Consider the following 20,445-nt stretch of genomic DNA (forward strand, 5'->3'; position numbering starts at 1 on the left):
TCCATGCACGACGCCTTCGGCGGCGGTCGTTGAGAGGGCGAAAGGGCGGGGCTGGCGCGGGACGACACCCTGGCGGCCTCGGCGGCCTGCTTCGACACGAGCTGCTTCTTGCCGCAGGTGCTGCACCGGTAGAACCTGAGGGCCGGCAGCATCCTCATCCAGGCTCGTCGCTCGATGCGGCGAAGGCCGGCCAGGCCGCAGGAACATCGGAGAAACAGATTCAGCAGCATCACAGAAGAGTTCAAACCGGGAAGGTGTCGACACTCTTTCCCCGACGCTGCTTCGCGGTTTGCGCAACCGTGAAGCACCCGCGTTCGATTCTGTGGGGGCGCAAGGCATGCAGCGAAAGGACTGCACGCGCAACAGATTGCTAAGGACGGCGTTTCGCCCGCCCGATGCCTCTGTGGATCGCTGGGGCCGAAGGGGCGTCAGACGTTTTCCGAGCGGTACTTCCAGACCGCGTCGTTCACTGCGCGTTCGGACGCCAGTTGCTTCTTTCCGCAGGCGCTGCATTGGTAGAAGCGCAGGCTCGAGAAGAGTCGCATCCATGGCCGGCGCTCGATGCGTGCGAGATGCCTGAGGCCGCAAGAACAGCGCGAAAAGTAATTCAGCATCGGAAAAGGGTCCAGGGGTGAGGGTTCTGTTGCGACGTCCATCCCTGACTCAGCTCTTCGGCTTTGTAAACGCGATTCCGCTTACTTTGTAAACACGATCACGATTGGCTCGATTCTGCGTGAGCGCCGAGGGCCTCGCGGGTAGTTCCTTAAGAAAAAGGTTGTCTTGACGGTGTAACAACAAGGCAGCGGCGTTGCCCGATGTACGGAAAGCCGTGGGTCGTGCTACGAAACGTCTAAAGGGCGGTGAGATTCGCGGTGATCGCGACCGGCCCGGAAAAGAAAAAAGCCTGCAACGACTTTCATCGTTGCAGGCTTTCACTTTTCTTTTGGTCGGGGCGAAAGGATTCGAACCTTCGACCCTCTGGTCCCAAACCAGATGCGCTACCAGGCTGCGCTACACCCCGCCAAGCCTTCCATTCTAGCCCGAATAAGGGGCCGCTCAGCGCTTCTCGTACTGCGTCTTGCCAAAAAGGATCTCGCGCGCCTTGTCATCGGTGATGGGACGGCGCAGGTCGGCCAGTACTTTCACGCCGCGCTGCACGGCGGGGCGTGCGGCGATGCCGTCGAACCAGGCCTTCAGGTGCGGGTAGTCGGTGAGGGTGATGCCCTGGTTCTCCCAGCTGCGCAGCCACGGGAAGATGGCGATGTCGGCAATCGAATAGCTCGTGCCGGCGATGAACTTGTGCTTGGACAGCTGCCGGTCGATCACGCCGTACAGGCGCCGGGCCTCGTTGGTGTAGCGGTCGACGGCATAGGCGATCTTCTCGGGCGCGTAGATGCGGAAGTGGTGCGCCTGGCCGAGCATCGGACCGACGCCGCCCATCTGGAACATGAGCCACTGCAGCACGTCGTAGCGCTCGCGGTCGCCCGTGGGCAGGAACTTGCCGGTCTTGCCCGCGAGGTACACGAGGATGGCGCCCGATTCGAACAGCGAGATCGGCTGGCCGTCCGGTCCGTCGGGATCGGTGATGGCGGGGATCTTGTTGTTCGGGCTGATCTTCAGGAACTCGGGTGCGAACTGGTCGCCGGTACCGATGTTCACTGGGTGCGCGTGGTACGGCAGGCCGCACTCCTCGAGCATGATGTGAATCTTGTGGCCGTTCGGCGTGGGCCAGGAATAGACCTCGATGGGCGATGCGGGCATGTCGCGGGCTCCGGAGTGAGAGGGTTGTGACGGGAGAACGGCAGCATATACACGCCCCTGCGGTCGCGTGCGGGTGCGGGCATTGGCCGCACGGTCGACCGCTTACCCCACCTGCCGCTCGTGCGCGTTGCACCACATCCAATGCTCGCCGGGCTCGATCGACTGGATCACCGGATGCCCTTCGGCCCGCGCATGTTTCGTGGCGTGGCGGTTCTTCGACGAGTCGCAGCAGCCGACGTGGCCGCAGTGCACGCACAGGCGCAGGTGCACCCAGGTGTCGCCGGTCTTCAGGCAGTCTTCGCAGCCGCGGGGCGTGTGCGGTGGGGCGAGGTCGGCGGGAACGTGTTCGCAGGCGTGGATGGGCATGGGTGTCTCAGGACAAGAAGAATGGTTCAGGCCACGGCCGAAGCCGAGGACAGGTGCTGGTGAATGAGCGCCACCACCGCAGCGCCTTCGCCGATCGCGCCGCCCACGCGTTTGACCGAGCCCGAGCGCACATCGCCCACCGCGAACACGCCCGACACGCTCGATTCGAGCGCCGTGGCCGGACGTGCCGGAAAGCCGCTGCTCGCGGCCGCACCGGTCAGCACGAAGCCGTGCTTGTCGACCGACACGCCGCAGCCTTCGAGCCATGAGGTCTCGGGCTCCGCGCCGACGAACAGGAAGATGTTGCGCGCGGGGCAGTCGTGCTCCTGGCCCGAGGTGTGGCAGCGCCAGGTGGCGCCGGTCAGGCCTTCTTCGGGCGCGCCGTGCAGCCGCACGAGCTCGGTGTGCGGCTGCAGCGAGATGTTGGGCGTGGCCTCGATGCGGTCGATGAGGTAGCGCGACATGCTGGCCGCCAGCGACGGCCCGCGCACCAGCACGTTGACCTTGGCCGCATGGCGCGACAGGAACACCGCCGCCTGACCGGCCGAGTTGCCGCCGCCCACCAGCGCCACTTCCTGCTGCGCGCAGATCTTCGCTTCGATCGCCGAGGCCCAGTACCAGATGCCGCGGCCTTCGAATTCGGCCAGGCGCGGCACGCCGGGGCGGCGGTAGCGCGCGCCGCTCGCAATGACGACCGTGCGTGCGCTGATCGTGCGGCCGTCGGTGAGCTTCAGCGCGAGACTGTCCCGCGCGTTCTCGCGCGAGCAGTCGAGCGCTGCCACCTGCGCCGGGATCAGCATCTCGACGCCGAACTTCTGCGCCTGCACGAACGCGCGGCCCGCCAGCGCCTGCCCCGAGATGCCGGTCGGAAAACCCAGGTAGTTCTCGATGCGCGCGCTGGCGCCGGCCTGTCCGCCGAAGGCGCGGCAGTCGAGCACGATCACGCGCAGCCCTTCGGAGGCCGCATACACGGCGGTCGCGAGGCCGGCCGGCCCGGCGCCGACCACGGCCACGTCGTACAGCTCGTCGCGCGCCGCGGTGTCGACCATGCCGAGGCAGCGCGCCAGGCCCTCGTCGCTCGGGTTGACCAGCACCGAGCCGTCGGGGCACACGGCCAGCAGCTGGTCGGGGCCGTATTGGGCGAGCAGCGCGGCGGCATCGGCGTCAGCCGCTGCATCGACCAGGTGATAAGGATGGCCGTTGCGGCGCAGGAAGTTCTCCAGCCGCGCCATCTCGGGTGAATCCGGCCGGCCGATCAGCACCGGCCCGGCCGCGCCCGATTCGATCAGCGCCACGCGCCGCAGGATCAGCGCGCGGGTGATGCGCTCGCCCAGGTCGGCCTCGGCCACCAGCAGCGCGCGCAAGCGGTCCGGCGGCACGACCAGCGCCTCGACTTCTTCGTCGGCATGCCCGTCGACCAGGGCAGGGCGCCCGCTCAGCTGGCCGACCTCGGCGAGGAATTCGCCCGGCCCCTGGCGCGCGATCGGCACCACGTGGCCCAGGCCGTCGCGCTGCGTGACGGCGACCACGCCCTTGAGCAGAACGAACATGCCGGCGCCGGTCTCGCCGGCGGTGAACAGGCGCTCGCCGCGCGCAAAGCGCTGCACGCTGCCGAAGCTGGCAATGCGTGCCATCTCAGCGTCACTGAGGATGGGGAAAGTCTGGTGCAGGCGGCTGTTGGCGCCTGGTGCGTCGGTGGCCATGGGGTCGAACTCCGTGTCGCGAATGCCCCGCATTAGACGCCGAAGCGGCGCCAAAGCGACGCTGACGCGCGATGTAACAACGTCATGTGTCTGCCACGCCGCTGACATGCCGGTTTCATTGCGCGTGTCCAGACTCGGTCAGCAGAAAGGGATTTCCCATGAAAGAACTGCCGAACCCGACGTTTCCGCTCTCGCAGCTCGGACTGCGCGCAGCCTTGTGGCCCGCACCCGCTGCCGGAACCCCCGCCGTTGCTGTTGCTGCCGCCGCCACCGTCGCCGCACTGGCCACCCGCACGGCGGTGCCCGAGGCGCCGCTGGTCGTCATCGTGCCGCCGGTCGTCGAAGCCAAGCCGGGCATCACGGTGAGCTGGGCGCGTCATCTGGATGACGTGCGCGCCGCGCAACGCCTGCGTCACGATGTGTTCGTCGGCGAGATGGGCGCACGTCTGACCACGCCGCTGGCCGGCCACGACATCGACCTGTTCGACGACTTCTGCGAACACCTGCTGGTGCGCGACGAACTCACCGGCCAGGTCATCGGCACCTACCGCGTGCTGACCCCCGCGCAAGCGCGCCGTGTCGGCAGCACCTACAGCGACACCGAATTCGACCTGACCCGCCTGCGCGACCTGCGCGAGCGCATGGTCGAACTGGGCCGCAGCTGCGTGCACGCCGAGCACCGCCAGGGCGGCGTGATCCTCGCGCTGTGGGGCGCGCTGGCCGGCTTCATGCACCGCAACAAGCTCGACACGATGATCGGCTGCGCGAGCATTCCGATGTCGCACAACGGCGTGACCAGCGGCGACGCGGCGGCCAGCATCTGGCGCCAGCTCTCGGCCAGCCACCTCGCGCCGATCCAGTACCAGGTGCAGCCGCGCCTGCCGCTGCCGGTCGAGCGGCTCGACAGCGCGCTCGACGTGGAACCGCCTGCGCTCATCAAGGGCTACCTGCGCCTGGGCGCCAAGGTGCTCGGCGCGCCGGCCTGGGACCCGGACTTCAACACCGCCGACCTGCCGATGCTGATGCGCATCGACGACCTGCCGGCGCGCTACCGCAAGCACTTTCTCGGCGCATGAAGCCGGCGGCCATCCGGCCCGACGCCGGGCCGCACGCTGCTTCGCTGTCGCCGAATGTGTCAGGTTCGCTCTCTGTGGGGCAGGGTGCGTCACGCGAATGTCATGGAACTGTCACGGACGAAGTTGACACTGTCATATTTCAGCCGTCGTGTTCTCCCGTGCCGCTTGCTCCAGAATCAGTGCCCATGCCCTCCCTCTCCGCTGACCCGTCGCGCGCCGGCGAAGCGTCTTCGTTCGCGTTGCTGGATCGCGACCACAGCATCCTCTCGTTCAACGAGCGCGTGCTCGACTGGGCCCACCGGCCCGAAGTGCCGCTGATCGAACGGCTGCGCTATCTGTGCATCGTGTCGTCGAACCTCGACGAGTTCTTCGAAGTCCGTGCCGCACCGCACCTGAGCGCGGGCAGCGCTGGTGATCGCAAGGGCACCTACACGGTCGAATCCTTCGAGCGCCTGTCCGAAGCGGCCCACACGCTCGTGGCGCGCCAGTACGCGCTGTACAACGACGAGCTGATGCCGACCTTTGCCACGCACGGCATCCACATCGTGTCGCACGGCGAACGCAACCCGGCCCAGCGCAAGTGGGTCAGCGAGTATTTCGAGCGCGAAGTGCGCCCGCTGCTGATCCCCGTGGGGCTCGATCCGGCGCACCCGTTCCCGCAGGTGGCGAACAAGTCGCTGAACTTCATCGTGCGACTGGGCGGCAAGGACGCCTTCGGTCGCGAGAACCCGATCCAGATCGTCAAGCTGCCGCGCGTGCTGCCGCGCCTGATCAAGATGCCGGCCAAGGTGTCGGATGGCAAGACGCTGTTCGTGGCGCTGTCGAGCGTGGTGCGCGCGCACCTGGCCAGCATGTTCCCGGGCCGCGAGGTGGGCGACTTCTCGCAGTTCCGTGTCACGCGCCATTCCGACCTCGCGGTCGACGAGGAAGACGTCAAGAACCTGCGTACCGCGCTGCGCCAGGGCCTGCAGCACCGCCACTACGGCCAGGCCGTGCGGTTGGAGGTGTCGGCCAGCTGCGCCGAGTCGCTCGCGAGCTTCCTGCTGGCGCAGTTCAACCTGCCACCGCAGGCGCTGTACCGCGTGCACGGGCCGGTGAACCTGGCGCGGCTCACGCAGCTCATCGACCTGATTGGCGAGCCGCAGCTGCGCTTTCCTCCGTACGCGCCGTCGTTCCCCGTCACGCTGTCGCCCGTCCAGTCGTTCTTCGAGCGGCTGCAGCGCGGCGACGTGCTGATCCACCAGCCCTTCGAGAGCTTCGACGGCGTGCTCGCGTTCCTGCGCGAGTCCGTGCTCGACCCGCAGGTGCTGGCGATCAAGCAGACCATCTACCGCACCGGCGCCGACTCCGAGCTCATGGACCTGCTGCGCGAAGCCGTGCGCCGCGGCAAGGAAGTGACGGTGGTGGTCGAGCTGAAGGCGCGCTTCGACGAAGAGGCCAACATCAACTGGGCCGAGATGCTCGAGTCGATCGGTGCGCAGGTGGTGTACGGCGTGGTGGGCCTGAAGACCCACGCCAAGATGCTGCTGGTGACGCGCCGCGAGGGCAAGCAGCTGCGCCGCTACGGCCATCTGTCCACCGGCAACTACAACCCGCGCACGGCGCGGCTGTACACCGACATCAGCCACCTCACGGCCGACCCGGCGCTCACCGCCGACATGGAGGCCGTGTTCGTCCACATGGCCAGCCAGAGCCGCCTGCCCAAGCTCAACCGCATGTGGCTCGCGCCCTTCGACCTGCACAAGAACCTGGTCGCGCGCATCGATGCGCTCGGACAGGCCGCCGCCAGCGGCGAGCCCACGCGCATCGTCGCCAAGATGAACGCGCTGACCGACGAAGAGATCATCGGCGCACTCATCCGCGCGGGGCAGAAGGGCGTGAAGATCGACCTCATCGTGCGCGGCGCCTGCACGCTGCCGGCGCAGGTGCCGGGGCTCACCGACAACGTGCGCGTGCGCTCGGTGATCGGGCGTTTCCTCGAGCATTCGCGGGTGTTCTATTTCCGCCATGGCGAGGACGAGTCGCTGTACCTGTCGAGCGCCGACTGGATGAACCGCAACATGATGCGGCGCATCGAGCTGGCCTGGCCCGTGACCGACCCCAACCTGCGCCAGCGCCTCATCGACGAGTGCCTGGTGGCTTACCTGCACGATGGGCGCGACGCCTGGGACCTGGGCGGCGACGGCATCTACCGGCGTGTCGACCATGACACCCACCCCGGCGAGGCGGGTGCGTCCCCCGCGATCGAAGCGCATGGCGCCCAGGCCGCCTTGATGGGCCGCTATGCATCACGAGGAAACCACCGTGATGCGTCCGGCAATTGAAATTGAAGAAGAAGTTCGAAAGACGATGAGCATGGACTTGATCTTCTGGCGTCACGCCGAAGCCGAGGACTGGACCGAAGGGTGTGACGACATGCAGCGCTCGCTCACCCCGCGCGGCGAAAAGCAGGCCAAGCGCATGGCCACCTGGCTCGACCGGCAACTGCCCGACGGCACGCGCATCGTGTGCAGCCCGGCGCGCCGCTGCGAGCAGACCGCGCTGGCACTGGGCCGCAAGTACAAGCTGCGCTCCGAGCTGTCGCCTGACACCACCCCCGACGCGCTGCTGGCCGCCACGGGCTGGCCCAACGGCAAGTCGGTGGTGCTGGTGATCGGCCACCAGCCCTCGCTGGGCCAGGCCATCTCGATGCTGCTCGGCCTGAAGCAGGACAGCTGCCCGGTGCGCAAGGGCTCGCTGTGGTGGATCCGCACCCGCGAGCGCGACGGCGACGTGCAGACCGTCGTGGTGACGGTGCAGGCGCCCGAGCTTCTCTAGCTGCTGCAGCGGTCCTCCGCTGCGAATACCCCTGCCTGGCGCTTGCGGACAGGCGCTTTGTCACGGTTGTGGGCAGAGCTGGCAGGGCGCTTGTCTCCCGGAAAAAGGGGCGAAGCACTCATGCGCGCGCGCGGCGCAATTTCTACAGTGTGACTCCACGGCAGCGTGCTTTTGACGCCGATGCGGGAAAGAAGCGGTGCCGGTCGACCACATCACTGGGGAAGACGCATGAAACCGCTCAACACACTGCCAGGAAGCTTCTTGAACATGCTGCGTGCAGACGCGGACGTGCGGTTGAAGGCGCTGTTTTTTCTGCTTGTTGCCGCAGCCCTGCTGTCGGGGTGTGCGACGAACACCGCCGCGCCTGCGCCGCCGACCCGTCACGATATCGCCCGGTCGATCGAGAAGGTCGAGCTCATCTACAACCAGGAAGACCAACTGATCGTCACGGATGGCGGCGGGTCGGGGCTGACGGGCTTCGCAGGGTTTCTGGGACCCCTCGCTGCACTGGTGGCCATCTCCGTCGACACCAACAGCCGATTGACGATGGCCGCTCGGACCGACCAGCGCAGCAAGGAGTTCACGGCCGCAGTGAAGAACAGCGGAGTGACCATGGGGCTGAACAGGCAGTTCGCAGAGCGACTGGCGGCGCGCCTGCGGGACAGTGGCCGCGAGGTGAAGCTGACGCCTTTCTTCCGCGCGACCGGAGAGCACGCGCAGATGCAGGTGCAGGAACTCCAGCCCACGCCCGGCTACAGCACATTGATCTTGCGGATCACGACGTCCTATGGCGCGGCCGATGCGACATCGAGCTTCAAGCCGTACGTCTGGGTGGAGCAGTTGCTCAGGGACGAGAAGCAATCCGTCGTGGGCCAGACCTTGCAGGTCGCCGACGTGAGCGAGCCGACCTATCTCCTGTACGACGGCCTGCTCAAAGACACCGCAGGCGCTCGCGAAGGGTTGAAGCGCGGGCTCGATCAGATCGTGCAGCCGGCCTATGTCAGCCTGTTCGGGGAAGACGAGCCGCGCAAGGCCGGCGCTGCGACAGTCACGCAGACGGCCGGCATCGACACGAAGTGAAACGGCTCAGGCGCCGCTGAGTTCCACGCGCCAGTTGCCGGTCTTTTGCCAGGCCAGCACTTCCTCGCGCAGGAGGTGCGCCGACTGCGGATACATCTCGGCCCAGTCGGGCGCGCAGGCGATCGTGAAGGCCCTGGCACCGAGTGCCGCGAGGTTCAGCGCCTGCGGCTCGGGGTCGCGGCGCGCGTGGCACAGGATCACCGCCAGGCGCAGCGCCAGCAGCTGCATCACGAAGGTCTCGTCGTCCAGCGAGGCTTCGAGCTTGCGCAGCTTGCCGCGCTGGCCCAGCACCAGCTGGCCGAGGGCGTGCAGTTCGTTCACTGCGAAGCCGGGTGCGTCGGTGTTGTCGAGGATGTAGGCGCCGTGCTTGTGGTAGTCGCTGTGCGAGACCAGCGCGCCGATCTCGTGCAGCTGCGCGGCCCAGCCGAGCTTGCGCAGCGCGCGCCCGGCGCGGCTCGATGTGCTGCCGCCGCGCGCGGCGGGGGGGCGAGCTGCACGAACAGCGCGGCGGCGGTGTCGCTCACGCGCTTGGCCTGCGCCGGATCGACCGCGAAGCGGGTGGCGAGCCGCGCCACCGTGGCGCTGCGCATGTCGGCCACGCTCTCGTCGCGTTCGAGCAATTCGTACAGCACGCCGTGGCGCAGGGCGCCCTGGGCGACCTTCATTTCCTGGATGTCGAGCAGGTCGAACACCGCGCGCAGCACGCTCAGGCCGCCGCCGATCACGGCCTTGCGGTCTTCGCGCATGCCGTCGATGCGCAGCTTGTCGATGCTGCCGGCCTTGAGCAGGCGGTCGAGCAACCAGTCGAGGCCGTCGCGCGTGACAAGGCCGGCTTCGCCGCCGGCCGCCGCGAGCACGTCGCCCACCGCACCGATGGTGCCGGAGGCGCCATAGGCCACGTCCCACTGGTCGCGGGTGTAGCTGGAGAGCGCGTCGTCCAGCACGGCCTTGGCCGCCACTTCGGCGGCGCGGAAGGCGGGGGCGGTGAACTGGCCTTCGCCGAAATGCTTCATCGACCAGGCGACGCTGCCCACGCGGTACGACTCCATGCGCTCGGCCTCGAGGGCGTGGCCGATGATCATTTCGGTGGAGCGCCCGCCGATGTCGATGACGAGGCGGCGTTCCTGGTCCGAGGCGTCGGTGTGGGGCAGGTGGTGTGCCACGCCCTGGTAGATCAGGCGGGCTTCTTCCCGGCCCGGGATCACGTCGATGCCGAAGCCCAGGATGGTGCGCGCGCGCAACAGGAACTCTTCGCGGTTGCGCGCTTCGCGCAGGGTCTGGGTGGCCACGGCGCGCACCTGCGAGCGCTTGAAGCCGGCCAGCCGCTCGCCGAAGCGGGCGAGGGCGTCCCAGCCGCGCTGCATGGCTTCGGTCGTGAGGTTGCGGGCGCTGTCCAGGCCGTTACCCTGGCGCACGGTTTCCTTGAGGTACTCGGTGCGGTGGATCTGTCCGTGGTCGACCTGGCCGATTTCCAGCCTGAAGCTGTTCGAGCCGAGATCGACCGCTGCGAGGCGGGTGCCGTTTTGCATGTTGTAGTGAAGAGGGCGGTTCTCTGATCGTAGCGCCGTGACAGCAGGCGCCGCCTCCCTGGATCGCGTCACGGCGAGGGCTGGAGGTTAGGCGGGGTGAATGACGGTTGTGTGACAGCGTCACACGCGGCAGGGGTGGCGCAGCGGCATTTTCCCTCGACAGAAGGGGTGTCACATCGATGTCACAAAAGCTTTTTAGAGTCCGTTCGAGCCCCCAAAGGGACTACTTCTTACTTCTCAAGGAAGCTTTATGAAAACGACGTTCAAATTTGCAACCGCCGGCCTCGTGACCGCGCTGTTCTCCATTTCCGCCTTCGCACAAGACGTGACCGGCGCCGGCGCCAGCTTCCCCGCACCGCTGTACGCCAAGTGGGCTTCCGACTTCAACAAGGCCACCGGCGTCAAGATCAACTACCAGTCGGTCGGCTCGGGTGCCGGCCTGAAGCAGATCGAAGCCAAGACCGTCGACTTCGGCGCTTCGGACGCTCCCCTGAAGGACGACGAACTGCAAGCCAAGGGCCTGATGCAGTTCCCCACCGTCATCGGCGGCGTGATCCCCGTGGTGAACATCCCCGGCATCAAGCCGGGCGAGCTGAAGCTCAACGGCCAGGTGCTGGGCGACATCTACCTGGGCAAGATCACCAAGTGGAACGACCCCGCCATCAAGGCACTGAATGCGTCGCTGGCCCTGCCTGACGCCGCCATCGCCCCGGTTCGCCGCGCCGACGGTTCGGGCACCAGCTTCCTGTTCACCAATTACCTGAGCAAGGTCAACGCCGAGTGGAAGTCGAAGGTCGGCGAAGGCACGGCCGTGAACTGGCCTACCGGCGCGGGTGGCAAGGGCAACGAAGGCGTCGCCGCTTTCGTGAACCGCCTGCCCAACTCGATCGGCTACGTCGAGTACGCCTACGTCAAGCAGAACAAGATGACCTACGCCCAGCTGCAGAACGCCGCCGGCACGTTCGTCTCGCCCGACGACAGCGCCTTCAAGGCCGCCGCCGCCGGTGCCGACTGGAACAAGAGCTTCTACCAGGTGCTGACCAACCAGGCCGGCAAGGATTCGTGGCCCATCACCGGCGCCACCTTCATCCTGATGCACAAGGTGCAGGACAAGCCCGCCAGCGCCACCACCGTGCTGAAGTTCTTCGACTGGGCCTACAAGGGTGGCGACAAGACGGCCGACGAGCTGGACTACGTGCCGATGCCCGACGCCGTGAAGGCCACCATTGCCAAGGCATGGGGTGAAGTGAAGGACGCATCGGGCAAGCCGGTCGCGTTCAAGTAAGAAGCAACCCTTCATCCACCCTCCAGGACGGCGCGCCCATGAGCAACTCTTCGCTCCAGGACGCGCCGCTTTCGTCTTTGCCGGAGCGACCCGTGTCATCCACCTTCCCCGCTGCTGCCGCCTCCCTCGACCTCGCGGCCGAGCGCGCGCGCACCTCCGCCGCTCCTCCGCCGCCCGTCAAGGCGGCACGTTCCGGCCCCATGGCCGACCGCCTCTTCGGCTGGGCCGCCAAGGGCGCCGCGCTGCTGACGCTCGCGATGCTGATCGGCATCCTGCTGTCGCTGGTTGCCGGCGCCTGGCCCGCCATTTCGAAGTACGGCCTCGGCTTCCTCACGAGCAGCGTGTGGGACCCGGTGAAGGACGAGTACGGCGGCCTCGTGATGATCTACGGCACGCTGGCCACCTCGTTCATCGCACTGGTGATTGCCGTGCCGGTGAGCTTCGGCATCGCGCTGTTCCTGACCGAACTCTCGCCCAACTGGCTCAAACGCCCGCTGGGCACCGCCATTGAACTGCTGGCTGCCGTGCCGTCCATCGTGTACGGCATGTGGGGCCTGCTCGTCTTCGGCCCCATTCTTTCCACCTGGGTGCAGCAGCCGCTGCAAAAGCTGCTGGCCGGCGTGCCGTACCTCGGTGCCCTGGTGTCCGGCCCGCCCGTGGGCATCGGCATTCTGTCGGCCGGCATCATCCTGGCGATCATGATCATTCCGTTCATCGCCTCGGTGATGCGCGACGTGTTCGAAGTGACGCCCGCGCTGCTCAAGGAGTCGGCCTACGGCCTGGGCTCCACCACCTGGGAAGTCGTCTCCAAGGTCGTGCTGCCCTATACCAAGGCCGGCGTGATCGGCGGCATCATGCTCGGCCTCGGCCGCGCACTGGGCGAGACCATGGCCGTCACCTTCGTGATCGGCAACATGAACCAGCTCAACTCCCTGTCGGTGTTCGAGGCGGCCAACAGCATCACCTCGGCCCTCGCCAATGAATTCGCCGAAGCCGGCGCGGGCCTGCACCAGGCCGCGCTGATGTACCTCGGCCTCGTGCTGTTCTTCATCACCTTCGTCGTGCTGTCGCTCTCGAAGATGCTGCTGGCCCAGATGAAGAAGAGCGAAGGAACCAAGTCGTGAGCACCGCGCAAAACCTGATCAACGCCAAGACCCTGGCAGAGACGCGCCAGGCGAAGTTCGCCGCGCGCAACCGCGTCAACAAGATCGCCCTCACGCTGTCGCTCGCCGCGATGGCGTTCGGCGTGTTCTGGCTCGTGTGGATCCTGTGGGAAACGCTGCGCCAGGGCGTGGGCGGCCTGGCGCTGGCCACCTTCACCGAGATGACGCCGCCGCCGAACGAGGCGGGCGGCATCGCCAACGCCATCTTCGGCTCGTTCGTGATGGTGATGCTGGCGACCTTCGTGGGCACGCCCATCGGCATCATGGCCGGCATCTACCTGGCCGAGTACAACCCCAAGGGCTTGCTCGCATCGGTCACGCGCTTCGTCAACGACATCCTGCTGTCTGCACCCTCGATCGTGATCGGCCTGTTCGTCTACGCCGTGGTGGTGGCCTACTTCAAGACCTTCTCGGGCCTGGCCGGCGCACTGTCGCTGGCACTCATCGTGATTCCGGTGGTGATCCGCACCACCGAGAACATGCTGCAGCTGGTGCCGCCGGGCCTGCGCGAAGCGGCCTACGCACTGGGCACGCCGAAGTGGAAGGTCATTCTCAGCATCACGCTGCGCGCCGCGCGCGCGGGTGTGGTCACGGGCGTGCTGCTGGCCGTGGCCCGCATCGCCGGCGAAACCGCGCCGCTGCTCTTCACCGCGCTGAACAACCAGTTCTGGACCGCCGACGTGAGCCAGCCGATGGCCAGCCTGCCGGTCACGATCTTCAAGTTCGCCATGAGCCCGTACGAGAACTGGCAACAACTGGCCTGGGCCGGTGTGTTCCTGATCACTGTCGCCGTGCTTGCCCTCAACATCCTGGCGCGCGTGCTGACGCGCAACAAACACTAAATCAAGAAGGCGCCAACATGCCAAACACCGTCGCACAACAACAACCGTCGCGCTCGAAGATCTCGGTCAAGGACCTGAACTTCTACTACGGCAAGTTCCACGCGCTCAAGGGCATCAACCTCGAGATCCCCGAGAACAAGGTCACGGCCTTCATCGGCCCGTCGGGCTGCGGCAAGTCGACCCTGCTGCGCACCTTCAACCGCATGTTCGAGCTGTACCCCGAGCAGCGCGCCGAAGGCACCATCGCGCTGGACGGCGAGAACCTGCTCACGTCCAAGCAGGACGTGGCGCTGATCCGCGCCAAGGTCGGCATGGTGTTCCAGAAGCCCACGCCGTTCCCGATGTCGATCTACGACAACATCGCCTTCGGCGTGAAGCTGTTCGAAAATCTGTCGGCCAGCGAAATGGACGACCGCGTCGAGTGGGCCCTGAAGAAGGCCGCGCTGTGGACCGAAGTGCGCGACAAGCTGCAGCAAAGCGGCTCGGGCCTCTCCGGCGGCCAGCAGCAGCGCCTGTGCATTGCGCGCGGTATCGCGATCAAGCCCGAAGTGCTGCTGCTCGACGAACCCTGCTCCGCACTCGACCCGATCTCGACCGCCAAGATCGAGGAGTTGATCGCCGAGCTGAAAAACGAGTACACCGTGGTCATCGTGACCCACAACATGCAGCAAGCTGCCCGCTGCAGCGACTACACCGCCTACATGTACCTCGGCGACCTGATCGAGTTCGGTGCCACCGAACAGATGTTCTTCAAGCCGCAGCGCAAGGAGACCGAGGACTACATCACCGGCCGCTTCGGTTGAAGTCAAAGGAAACACCATGACCGAGAAACACCTTTCCAGCCAGTTCGACAGCGAACTCAATGGCGTCTCGTCGCGCGTGATGGAGCTCGGCGGCATGGTCGAGTCGCAGATCCACCAGGCCGTGTACGCCCTGCTGCAGTTCGACGCCGAAGCCGCCGACCGCGTGATGGAGACCGAGCATCGCGTCAACGCGATGGAGATCGAGATCGACCGCGAGCTGTCGTCGATCATCGCCCGTCGCCAGCCCACGGCACGCGACCTGCGCCTCTTGATCGCCATCAGTAAGACCACCGCCAACCTGGAGCGCGTGGGCGACGAGGCCAACAAGATCGCGCGCATGGTCAAGTCGATCATCGAAAGCGGATCGGCCCGCCAGCTGCCCACCACCGAGCTGCGCATTGCCGCCGACCTGGCCTCGAACCTGCTGCGCACCGCGCTGGACGCCTTCGCGCGCCTGGACACGGCCGCCGCGCTGTCGATCCTCAAGGACGACGACCTCATCGACAAGGAGTTCGACGGCTTCGTGCGCAAGCTGGTCACCTACATGATGGAAGACCCGCGCACCATCTCCGCCAGCCTGGACCTGCTGTTCCTGGCCAAGGCCATCGAACGCATCGGCGACCACGCCAAGAACATCGCCGAGTTCATCATCTACATCGTCAAGGGCGCCGATGTGCGGCACACTTCGATGGAGGAAATCGAGTCGGCATTGCAGTGACGACCGTCGCCGCAAAGATTCCCCATAACGCATGAAGAAACCAAGAGTCCTGATCGTCGAAGACGAATCCTCGATCGCCGAGCTGATCGCCGTCAACCTGCGCCACAACGGCTTCGAGCCGATCTGGTCCGAAGACGGTGCCGCCGCCCAGCGTGAAATCGACGCCTTCCTGCCGGACCTGATCCTGCTCGACTGGATGCTGCCGGGCCAGAGCGGCCTGCAGCTCGCGCGCCAGTGGCGCAAAGACCCGCGCACCAAGGCCATCCCGATCCTGATGCTCACGGCGCGCGGCGACGAGCCCGACAAGGTCGCCGGCCTCGATGCCGGGGCCGACGACTACATCACCAAGCCGTTCTCCACCCAGGAAATGCTGGCGCGCATCCGTGCCGTGCTGCGCCGCCGTGCGCCCGAGGTGGTGACCGAGCGCGTCGAGATCGGCGAACTGGCCCTCGACACCTCCACCCACCGCGTCACCTGGCAGGGCGGGGCGCTGAAGGTCGGCCCGACCGAGTTCAAGCTGCTGGCCTACCTGATGCAGCATGCCGAGCGCGTGCACAGCCGCGCGCAGCTGCTGGACAAGGTGTGGGGCGACCACGTCTACATCGAGGAACGCACGGTCGACGTGCACGTCAAGCGCCTGCGCGAGTCGCTGGGCGTGGCCGCGCCGATGGTGGAAACCGTTCGCGGAGCGGGTTACCGGCTGACGGCCCAAGTCACGGTGTGAGCAGCGCCGTGAGCCTCGGCGGCGGGCGCGGATAATCGCCCGCCATGCCTTTCCGTATTGCTACTTTTTTAATAGCGTCCCTCGTAATTGCGGCGGGCGCTGTCGGCCTTTTCGGCTGGAAGTACGGCTGGCTGGGTGCCTGGCTGGGCGCGGTGCTCTGGTTGGGCTTCGATGCCTGGCGCGCCGAACGCCTGCTGCGCGTGCTGCGCAACGACGCGGCCGGTCTGCCGTCGCGCGGGCCGGGCGTGTGGGGCGAGCTTTCGGAGCGCATCCGCAAGCTGCTGCGCGACCGCGAACAACAGACCCGGCAGGCCGAAGACCGGCTGCAGGAGTTCCTGGCCGCCATCCAGGCTTCGCCCAACGGTGTGGTGCTGCTCGACGAGCAGGGCCGCATCGAGTGGTGCAACCAGACGGCGGCGGGCCAGTTCGGCATCGATGCCGAGCGCGACCTGCTGCAGCACCTGGCGAACCTCGTGCGCGATCCGGCGTTCGTGGCCTACCTCGCGTCGTGGAACTACAGCCGCGACGTCGTCATCGATGCACCCGGCCTCGTGCATGCACAGCATCGCGGCCATCCGGTGCGGCTGTCGGTGCAGGTGCATCCCTACGCCGGCAATCGGCGCATGCTGCTCACGCGCGACATCACGGCGCTCGAGCAGGCCGAGGCGATGCGGCGCGACTTCGTGGCCAACGTGTCGCACGAGATCCGCACGCCGCTCACGGTGCTGGCGGGCTTTGTCGAGACGCTGCAGAACCTGCCGCTGGATGCCGACGAGCGCACGCGCTACCTGTCGCTGATGGGGCAGCAGTCGCACCGCATGGAAACGCTGGTGAACGACCTGCTGACGCTGTCGCGTCTCGAAGGCAGCGCGGCGCCGTCGGGCAACCAGTGGGTGCGCATGCGCGCGCTGCTGGCGCAGTGCGAGGACGAGGGGCGCGGCCTGTCGGGCCGGCTCACGCCGCAGGGGCACCGGCTCACGTTCACGTCGGAAGCCGAGTCTGAACTGTCGGGCGCGCCGACCGAGTTGCAAAGTGCGATGTCGAACCTCGTGAGCAACGCCATCCGCTACACGCCGGGCGGCGGCGAGGTGGTCGTGACCTGGCGGGTGCTGCCTGACGGGCGCGGCGAATACGCCGTGCGCGACACGGGCCCGGGCATTGCCGCTGAGCACATTCCGCGGCTCACCGAGCGCTTCTATCGCATCGACCGCAGCCGCTCGCGCGAGACCGGCGGCACGGGTCTGGGGCTGGCGATCGTGAAGCACATCGCGCAGCGCCACGGCACCGAACTGCGCATCGAAAGCACGGTGGGCAAGGGCAGCCGCTTCGCGCTGCTGTTCCCGGCGACGCGCGTGCGCGAAGCGCGCGTGATGACCAAGTAAGAAAGCCGCGTGGCCTTCAGCGGGCCCGCGCCTTCATCGTCCAGCGCAGCAGCGCGACGAACAACAGCGCGGTGAGCGCCAGCGCCGCGGCGCTCATCAGCCAGAAGGCCAGCGGCGACTGCATGGCCGGCCACGGCCCCAGGCCGCGGTAGGCCAGCAGGTAGCTGCCGCCCAGCCCCATGCCCCAGAGCATCGCGCAGTAGATGACCAGCGGTGCCAGCGTCACGCGGTAGCAGCGCAGCACGAAGACGCACAGCGTCTGGAACGCATCGGCGATGTGATACAGCGCCACCGTGGTCAGCAGCGCCGCTGCCATCGCGATCACGGCCGGGTTGTCGGAGTACACGTTGGCGAGCTGCGTGCGGAACACGGCCATCGCGCCGGCATAGAGCAGGGCAAACAGGGCGGTGAGCTCGAAGCCCAGCCGGCAGGCATGGCGCGCCCGGGCGGTGTCGCCGGCGCCGAGCCAGAAGCTCACGCGTGCGCTGGTCGCGATGGCGAGCGACAGCGGCGTCATGTAGGCCACGGCCAGCAGGTTGGAGGCGATCTGGTGCGCGGCCGCTGCCGCGGTGCCCAGGCGCGCGATGAAGAGCGCCATCAGCGTGAACGAGGTCACTTCCACCAGCACCGCGAGGCCGCCGGGCACGCCCAGCCGCGCGAACAGTCGGATCTGGCGCCAGTCGGGCGCCTCGATGCGCTCCCATAGCTGGTAGCCGCGGTAGAACGCGCCGTGGCGCAGCAGCCAGACCGCGCAGCCCAGCATGGCCCAGTTCACGCACAGCGTGGCCCAGGCGCAACCCACCAGCCCCATCGCCGGCAGGCCGGCACCACCGAAAGTGAACCAGACCGACAGCGGCAGCTTCACGAGCAGCGAGGCCAGCTGCAGCCAGGTCACGAGCTTGGGCTTGCCCAGGCTCTGGTTCAGCGTGCTGAAGAGGCGAAAGAGCAGGGCGGGTGCCAGCGCAAAGGCCAGCACCGCGAGGTAGGCCTCGACCTCGCCACGCATGTCGGCCGGCACCTGGGTCCAGCGCAGCGCGGCGCTGGGCAGCAGCAGCACGGTCATGCCGACCACGACGGCGATGGCTGCGAGGTAGAGCGATTGGCGCACCGAGCGGCCGATCTCGCTGCCCCGGTTGGCGCCGTGCAGTTCGGCCCACACCGGCAGCAGCGCCTGCAGCACGCCCATCAGCGAGACATACACGCTGACGAAGATGGCGGCGCCCACCGACAGCGCGGCCAGCGCGCCTTCGGAATAGCGGCCCGCGATGATGGTGTCGGCCACGCCGAAGGCCATCACGGCCAACTGGCCGATCAGCACCGTGCCGGCGTGCCGTGCGATGAGTCCGCGTTCGTTCCCGTGCGTGCTGCTGCTCACGGGTCAGCGCACGATCTTTTCGTAGAGCAGCAGGTCGTCCGCGGGGCTGCTGGGACGGCGCAGGGTGCCGCTGAAGCGCCACTGTTCCAGCGGGATGATGGTGTGCAGCCGCTCGATGGTGTCGGGGCTCACGAGCAGCCACGGGCAGTCGTTGCCCAGCAGCAGCGGCTGCAGGTTGAGGTTGCCGTGGTGGCGCAGCGCCGCGACGTGCGGCCGGCTCAGCGCCAGCTCGGCGACGCAGCGCGGGTGGCCGATGCGCTCGGTCACGGCGCGCACCTGCGGGACGTAGCTGCGCGCGTAGTCGATGGACGGCAGCCACAGCGTCATCAGCAGCATCCAGCACAGCGCGGTGCCGCCGGCCGGCAGCACCAGCGTCTTCCAGAGCGCGGCGCGATGGCGCCCGGTGCGCCAGCGCACCAGCCAGCACCAGGCCAGCGTGGCGGCCAGGGCGAGCACGAAGGCCACCGGCGAGAACTCGGCCACGAAGCCCGGCACCAGCCGCGCCACGCTGGCGGCCGGCTTGCGTGGCGCGCCGGTCAGCATGGCGATCCAGTACATCCAGCCGAGCACGGCCAGGCCGCTGAAGAACAGCACGTTGAACCAGTCGATCAGCGCTGCCGCGCTGCGCCGGAAGGTCGGCAGCGCGAAGGCCGCCAGCGTGGCGAAGGCGGGCAGGGCCAGCAGCAGGGAGCGGTCGGAGAAATCGGTGGTCCAGGTGGCGGCCAGCGGCACCAGCGCGAACCACAGCGGCAGCGCGACGTGGCGCTCGAGCCACTGGCGGCGCCAGCGCCAGAGCGTCCAGATGGCGAGCGGCCAGACCGGCCAGGTGAACCACAGCAACAGCTTGGCCTGGCTGCGCACGTCGGACAGCAGCGAGTGGCCCAGCGTGATCTTCCATTGCGCCAGGCCCAGGCCGAAGACCAGCGCGGCGGCCAGCACGGTGATGCCGACCATCGTCAGCAGGGCGCCCAGGGTGAAGCCGGGGCTCTCGTCGTCGCTGTAGCCTTCCGCTGCACGGATGGCACGCTGGTGGCGTTCGTAGGCCATGTACACGGCGCTGCCGATCGCCAGCGCGAGGCCGACGGTCGGACCGCCGCTCAGCGTCATGCCGAGGGTGCCGACCACGAGTGCGATCACCGGGCCGACGCGGCGGTACGGCAGCGCGGCCACGCCGTAGAAGAGGTGCGAGGCGAAGTACAGCTGCGCCAGCGCGGGGGTGGTTTCATGCCCCAGCTGCGCCAGGCCCAGCGAAGCGATCAGCGCCAGCAGGCCGCCGTCCGCGATGGCGCGGGCGTAGTCGGTGGGGCGCGCCTCGCCGCCGAAGGCAAAGGCCACGGGCTGGGCGCGCGGCGTGCGGGCGAGGTAGTGGACGGCGTACCAGGTCGCGGTGAAGGTGCCCCACAGCATCAGCGCGAACACGAAGCGCACCGCCAGATCGGGGTTGACCCACGACGGGGCGAGCTGGATCGCCCAGGCGCCGATCCAGTACGGAATCAGCGCGGGGGTCTCGGGTCGCATGCCCAGCAGCAGCGGATCGAACCAGCGGGCGATGCCTTCGGTGCTGCGGGCCAGCTCGGCCATGTAGCCGAAGGCCGTGATGTCGGCGCTCTTCCAGGGGCCCCGGCCGAGCAGGCCCGGCAGCAGGTAGGCCGCGCACAGCAGCAGCAACGCGACGCGCGGCAGCCGGCGTACGGCATTCTGGGCAACGATCGCGGGGGTCGGCTGGTTCAAGGGCGAGGCGGAAGAGGCGAAGGGGTGATTGGAAAGAAAAAGGGCAGCGCGGTAAACCGGGCTGCCCTCGACGCCAGAGCGCGTGCCTGA

The 20,445-nt window shown here is 67.6% G+C and carries 17 protein-coding genes, 1 tRNA gene and 1 pseudogene; 11 read left to right on the forward strand and 8 right to left on the reverse strand.

Going from position 1 to position 20,445, the window contains the following annotated elements; all coding sequences use genetic code 11:
• Nucleotides 1-428: 428 nt before the first annotated feature.
• The 5 genes from FFI97_RS04530 to FFI97_RS04550 form a co-directional block, all read right to left on the reverse strand.
• Complete coding sequence (locus tag FFI97_RS04530) at nucleotides 429-656, reverse strand: hypothetical protein (RefSeq protein WP_139140219.1); 228 nt, start codon at nucleotides 654-656, stop codon at nucleotides 429-431.
• 288 nt (nucleotides 657-944) lie between these two features.
• A tRNA-Pro gene (locus tag FFI97_RS04535) sits at nucleotides 945-1,021 on the reverse strand.
• 35 nt (nucleotides 1,022-1,056) lie between these two features.
• Complete coding sequence (locus tag FFI97_RS04540) at nucleotides 1,057-1,761, reverse strand: glutathione binding-like protein (RefSeq protein WP_095745562.1); 705 nt, start codon at nucleotides 1,759-1,761, stop codon at nucleotides 1,057-1,059.
• Nucleotides 1,762-1,863: 102 nt separating this feature from the next.
• Entirely contained in the window at nucleotides 1,864-2,127 is a 264-nt protein-coding gene (locus FFI97_RS04545) for a UBP-type zinc finger domain-containing protein (RefSeq protein ID WP_139704574.1), read from the reverse strand.
• Between the two features lie 26 nt (nucleotides 2,128-2,153).
• The gene (locus tag FFI97_RS04550; protein ID WP_185993557.1) at nucleotides 2,154-3,830 is read right to left on the reverse strand and encodes an FAD-dependent oxidoreductase; all 1,677 of its coding nucleotides are present in this window, start codon (nucleotides 3,828-3,830) and stop codon (nucleotides 2,154-2,156) included.
• A gap of 158 nt (nucleotides 3,831-3,988) precedes the next feature.
• Between FFI97_RS04550 and FFI97_RS04555 the strand changes: the two genes are divergently transcribed.
• The 4 genes from FFI97_RS04555 (at nucleotide 3,989) to FFI97_RS04570 (ending at nucleotide 8,803) form a co-directional block, all read left to right on the forward strand.
• Nucleotides 3,989-4,906, forward strand: coding sequence for a GNAT family N-acetyltransferase (locus tag FFI97_RS04555; protein WP_139704580.1), 918 nt, complete (start codon nucleotides 3,989-3,991; stop codon nucleotides 4,904-4,906).
• Nucleotides 4,903-7,230 carry a polyphosphate kinase 1 gene (ppk1, locus tag FFI97_RS04560; RefSeq protein WP_139704582.1) on the forward strand — a complete coding sequence of 776 codons (2,328 nt, stop codon included), beginning with the start codon at nucleotides 4,903-4,905 and terminating at the stop codon, nucleotides 7,228-7,230. The genes FFI97_RS04555 and ppk1 overlap by 4 nt, the downstream gene beginning before the upstream one ends.
• Nucleotides 7,231-7,261: 31 nt before the next feature.
• Nucleotides 7,262-7,723, forward strand: coding sequence for a SixA phosphatase family protein (locus FFI97_RS04565; RefSeq protein ID WP_062473174.1), 462 nt, complete (start codon nucleotides 7,262-7,264; stop codon nucleotides 7,721-7,723).
• 228 nt (nucleotides 7,724-7,951) lie between these two features.
• Entirely contained in the window at nucleotides 7,952-8,803 is an 852-nt protein-coding gene (locus FFI97_RS04570) for a hypothetical protein (RefSeq protein ID WP_139704584.1), read from the forward strand.
• 6 nt (nucleotides 8,804-8,809) lie between these two features.
• Here FFI97_RS04570 and FFI97_RS04575 read toward each other — a convergent pair.
• A pseudogene (locus tag FFI97_RS04575) lies at nucleotides 8,810-10,332 on the reverse strand (exopolyphosphatase).
• 250 nt (nucleotides 10,333-10,582) lie between these two features.
• Here FFI97_RS04575 and pstS point away from each other — a divergent pair.
• The 7 genes from pstS to phoR are packed head-to-tail and all read left to right on the forward strand — an operon-like array spanning nucleotide 10,583 to nucleotide 17,249.
• Complete coding sequence (gene pstS / locus FFI97_RS04580) at nucleotides 10,583-11,617, forward strand: phosphate ABC transporter substrate-binding protein PstS (RefSeq protein WP_062473144.1); 1,035 nt, start codon at nucleotides 10,583-10,585, stop codon at nucleotides 11,615-11,617.
• A gap of 38 nt (nucleotides 11,618-11,655) precedes the next feature.
• Nucleotides 11,656-12,741 (forward strand): phosphate ABC transporter permease subunit PstC, encoded by a 1,086-nt coding sequence (gene pstC / locus FFI97_RS04585; RefSeq protein ID WP_095745556.1) that lies wholly within the window; start codon nucleotides 11,656-11,658, stop codon nucleotides 12,739-12,741.
• On the forward strand, nucleotides 12,738-13,622 hold the full coding sequence (pstA, locus tag FFI97_RS04590) for a phosphate ABC transporter permease PstA (protein WP_082818044.1): 885 nt from the start codon (nucleotides 12,738-12,740) through the stop codon (nucleotides 13,620-13,622). Before pstC ends, pstA begins: the two co-directional genes overlap by 4 nt.
• A gap of 17 nt (nucleotides 13,623-13,639) precedes the next feature.
• The gene (pstB, locus tag FFI97_RS04595) at nucleotides 13,640-14,425 is read left to right on the forward strand and encodes a phosphate ABC transporter ATP-binding protein PstB (protein WP_056580144.1); all 786 of its coding nucleotides are present in this window, start codon (nucleotides 13,640-13,642) and stop codon (nucleotides 14,423-14,425) included.
• A 16-nt stretch (nucleotides 14,426-14,441) separates the two neighbouring features.
• Nucleotides 14,442-15,143 carry a phosphate signaling complex protein PhoU gene (gene phoU, locus FFI97_RS04600; protein ID WP_062473142.1) on the forward strand — a complete coding sequence of 234 codons (702 nt, stop codon included), beginning with the start codon at nucleotides 14,442-14,444 and terminating at the stop codon, nucleotides 15,141-15,143.
• 31 nt (nucleotides 15,144-15,174) lie between these two features.
• Nucleotides 15,175-15,867 (forward strand): phosphate regulon transcriptional regulator PhoB, encoded by a 693-nt coding sequence (gene phoB / locus FFI97_RS04605; RefSeq protein ID WP_062473140.1) that lies wholly within the window; start codon nucleotides 15,175-15,177, stop codon nucleotides 15,865-15,867.
• A gap of 44 nt (nucleotides 15,868-15,911) precedes the next feature.
• Nucleotides 15,912-17,249 (forward strand): phosphate regulon sensor histidine kinase PhoR, encoded by a 1,338-nt coding sequence (phoR, locus tag FFI97_RS04610; RefSeq protein WP_185993558.1) that lies wholly within the window; start codon nucleotides 15,912-15,914, stop codon nucleotides 17,247-17,249.
• 16 nt (nucleotides 17,250-17,265) lie between these two features.
• On the opposite strand, the gene FFI97_RS04615 is transcribed toward phoR, so the two are convergent.
• A complete protein-coding gene (locus FFI97_RS04615; protein ID WP_260684898.1) occupies nucleotides 17,266-18,624 on the reverse strand; it encodes an MATE family efflux transporter in 1,359 nt (452 codons plus the stop codon).
• A gap of 3 nt (nucleotides 18,625-18,627) precedes the next feature.
• A complete protein-coding gene (locus FFI97_RS04620; protein WP_139704586.1) occupies nucleotides 18,628-20,355 on the reverse strand; it encodes a hypothetical protein in 1,728 nt (575 codons plus the stop codon).
• Nucleotides 20,356-20,445 lie beyond the last annotated feature (90 nt).

The organism is Variovorax sp. KBS0712 (assembly GCF_006323185.2).
GTDB classification, from domain to species: domain Bacteria; phylum Pseudomonadota; class Gammaproteobacteria; order Burkholderiales; family Burkholderiaceae_C; genus Variovorax; species Variovorax boronicumulans.

Bases quoted from the DNA above. Each gene is read 5' to 3' on its own strand.
- FFI97_RS04530 (WP_139140219.1), bottom strand. From the start codon at position 656: ATGGACGTCGCAACAGAACCCTCACCCCTGGACCCTTTTCCGATGCTG.
- FFI97_RS04540 (WP_095745562.1), bottom strand. From the start codon at position 1,761: ATGCCCGCATCGCCCATCGAGGTCTATTCCTGGCCCACGCCGAACGGC.
- FFI97_RS04545 (WP_139704574.1), bottom strand. From the start codon at position 2,127: ATGCCCATCCACGCCTGCGAACACGTTCCCGCCGACCTCGCCCCACCG.
- FFI97_RS04550 (WP_185993557.1), bottom strand. From the start codon at position 3,830: ATGGCCACCGACGCACCAGGCGCCAACAGCCGCCTGCACCAGACTTTC.
- FFI97_RS04555 (WP_139704580.1), top strand. From the start codon at position 3,989: ATGAAAGAACTGCCGAACCCGACGTTTCCGCTCTCGCAGCTCGGACTG.
- ppk1 (WP_139704582.1), top strand. From the start codon at position 4,903: ATGAAGCCGGCGGCCATCCGGCCCGACGCCGGGCCGCACGCTGCTTCG.
- FFI97_RS04565 (WP_062473174.1), top strand. From the start codon at position 7,262: ATGGACTTGATCTTCTGGCGTCACGCCGAAGCCGAGGACTGGACCGAA.
- FFI97_RS04570 (WP_139704584.1), top strand. From the start codon at position 7,952: ATGAAACCGCTCAACACACTGCCAGGAAGCTTCTTGAACATGCTGCGT.
- pstS (WP_062473144.1), top strand. From the start codon at position 10,583: ATGAAAACGACGTTCAAATTTGCAACCGCCGGCCTCGTGACCGCGCTG.
- pstC (WP_095745556.1), top strand. From the start codon at position 11,656: ATGAGCAACTCTTCGCTCCAGGACGCGCCGCTTTCGTCTTTGCCGGAG.
- pstB (WP_056580144.1), top strand. From the start codon at position 13,640: ATGCCAAACACCGTCGCACAACAACAACCGTCGCGCTCGAAGATCTCG.
- phoU (WP_062473142.1), top strand. From the start codon at position 14,442: ATGACCGAGAAACACCTTTCCAGCCAGTTCGACAGCGAACTCAATGGC.
- phoB (WP_062473140.1), top strand. From the start codon at position 15,175: ATGAAGAAACCAAGAGTCCTGATCGTCGAAGACGAATCCTCGATCGCC.
- phoR (WP_185993558.1), top strand. From the start codon at position 15,912: ATGCCTTTCCGTATTGCTACTTTTTTAATAGCGTCCCTCGTAATTGCG.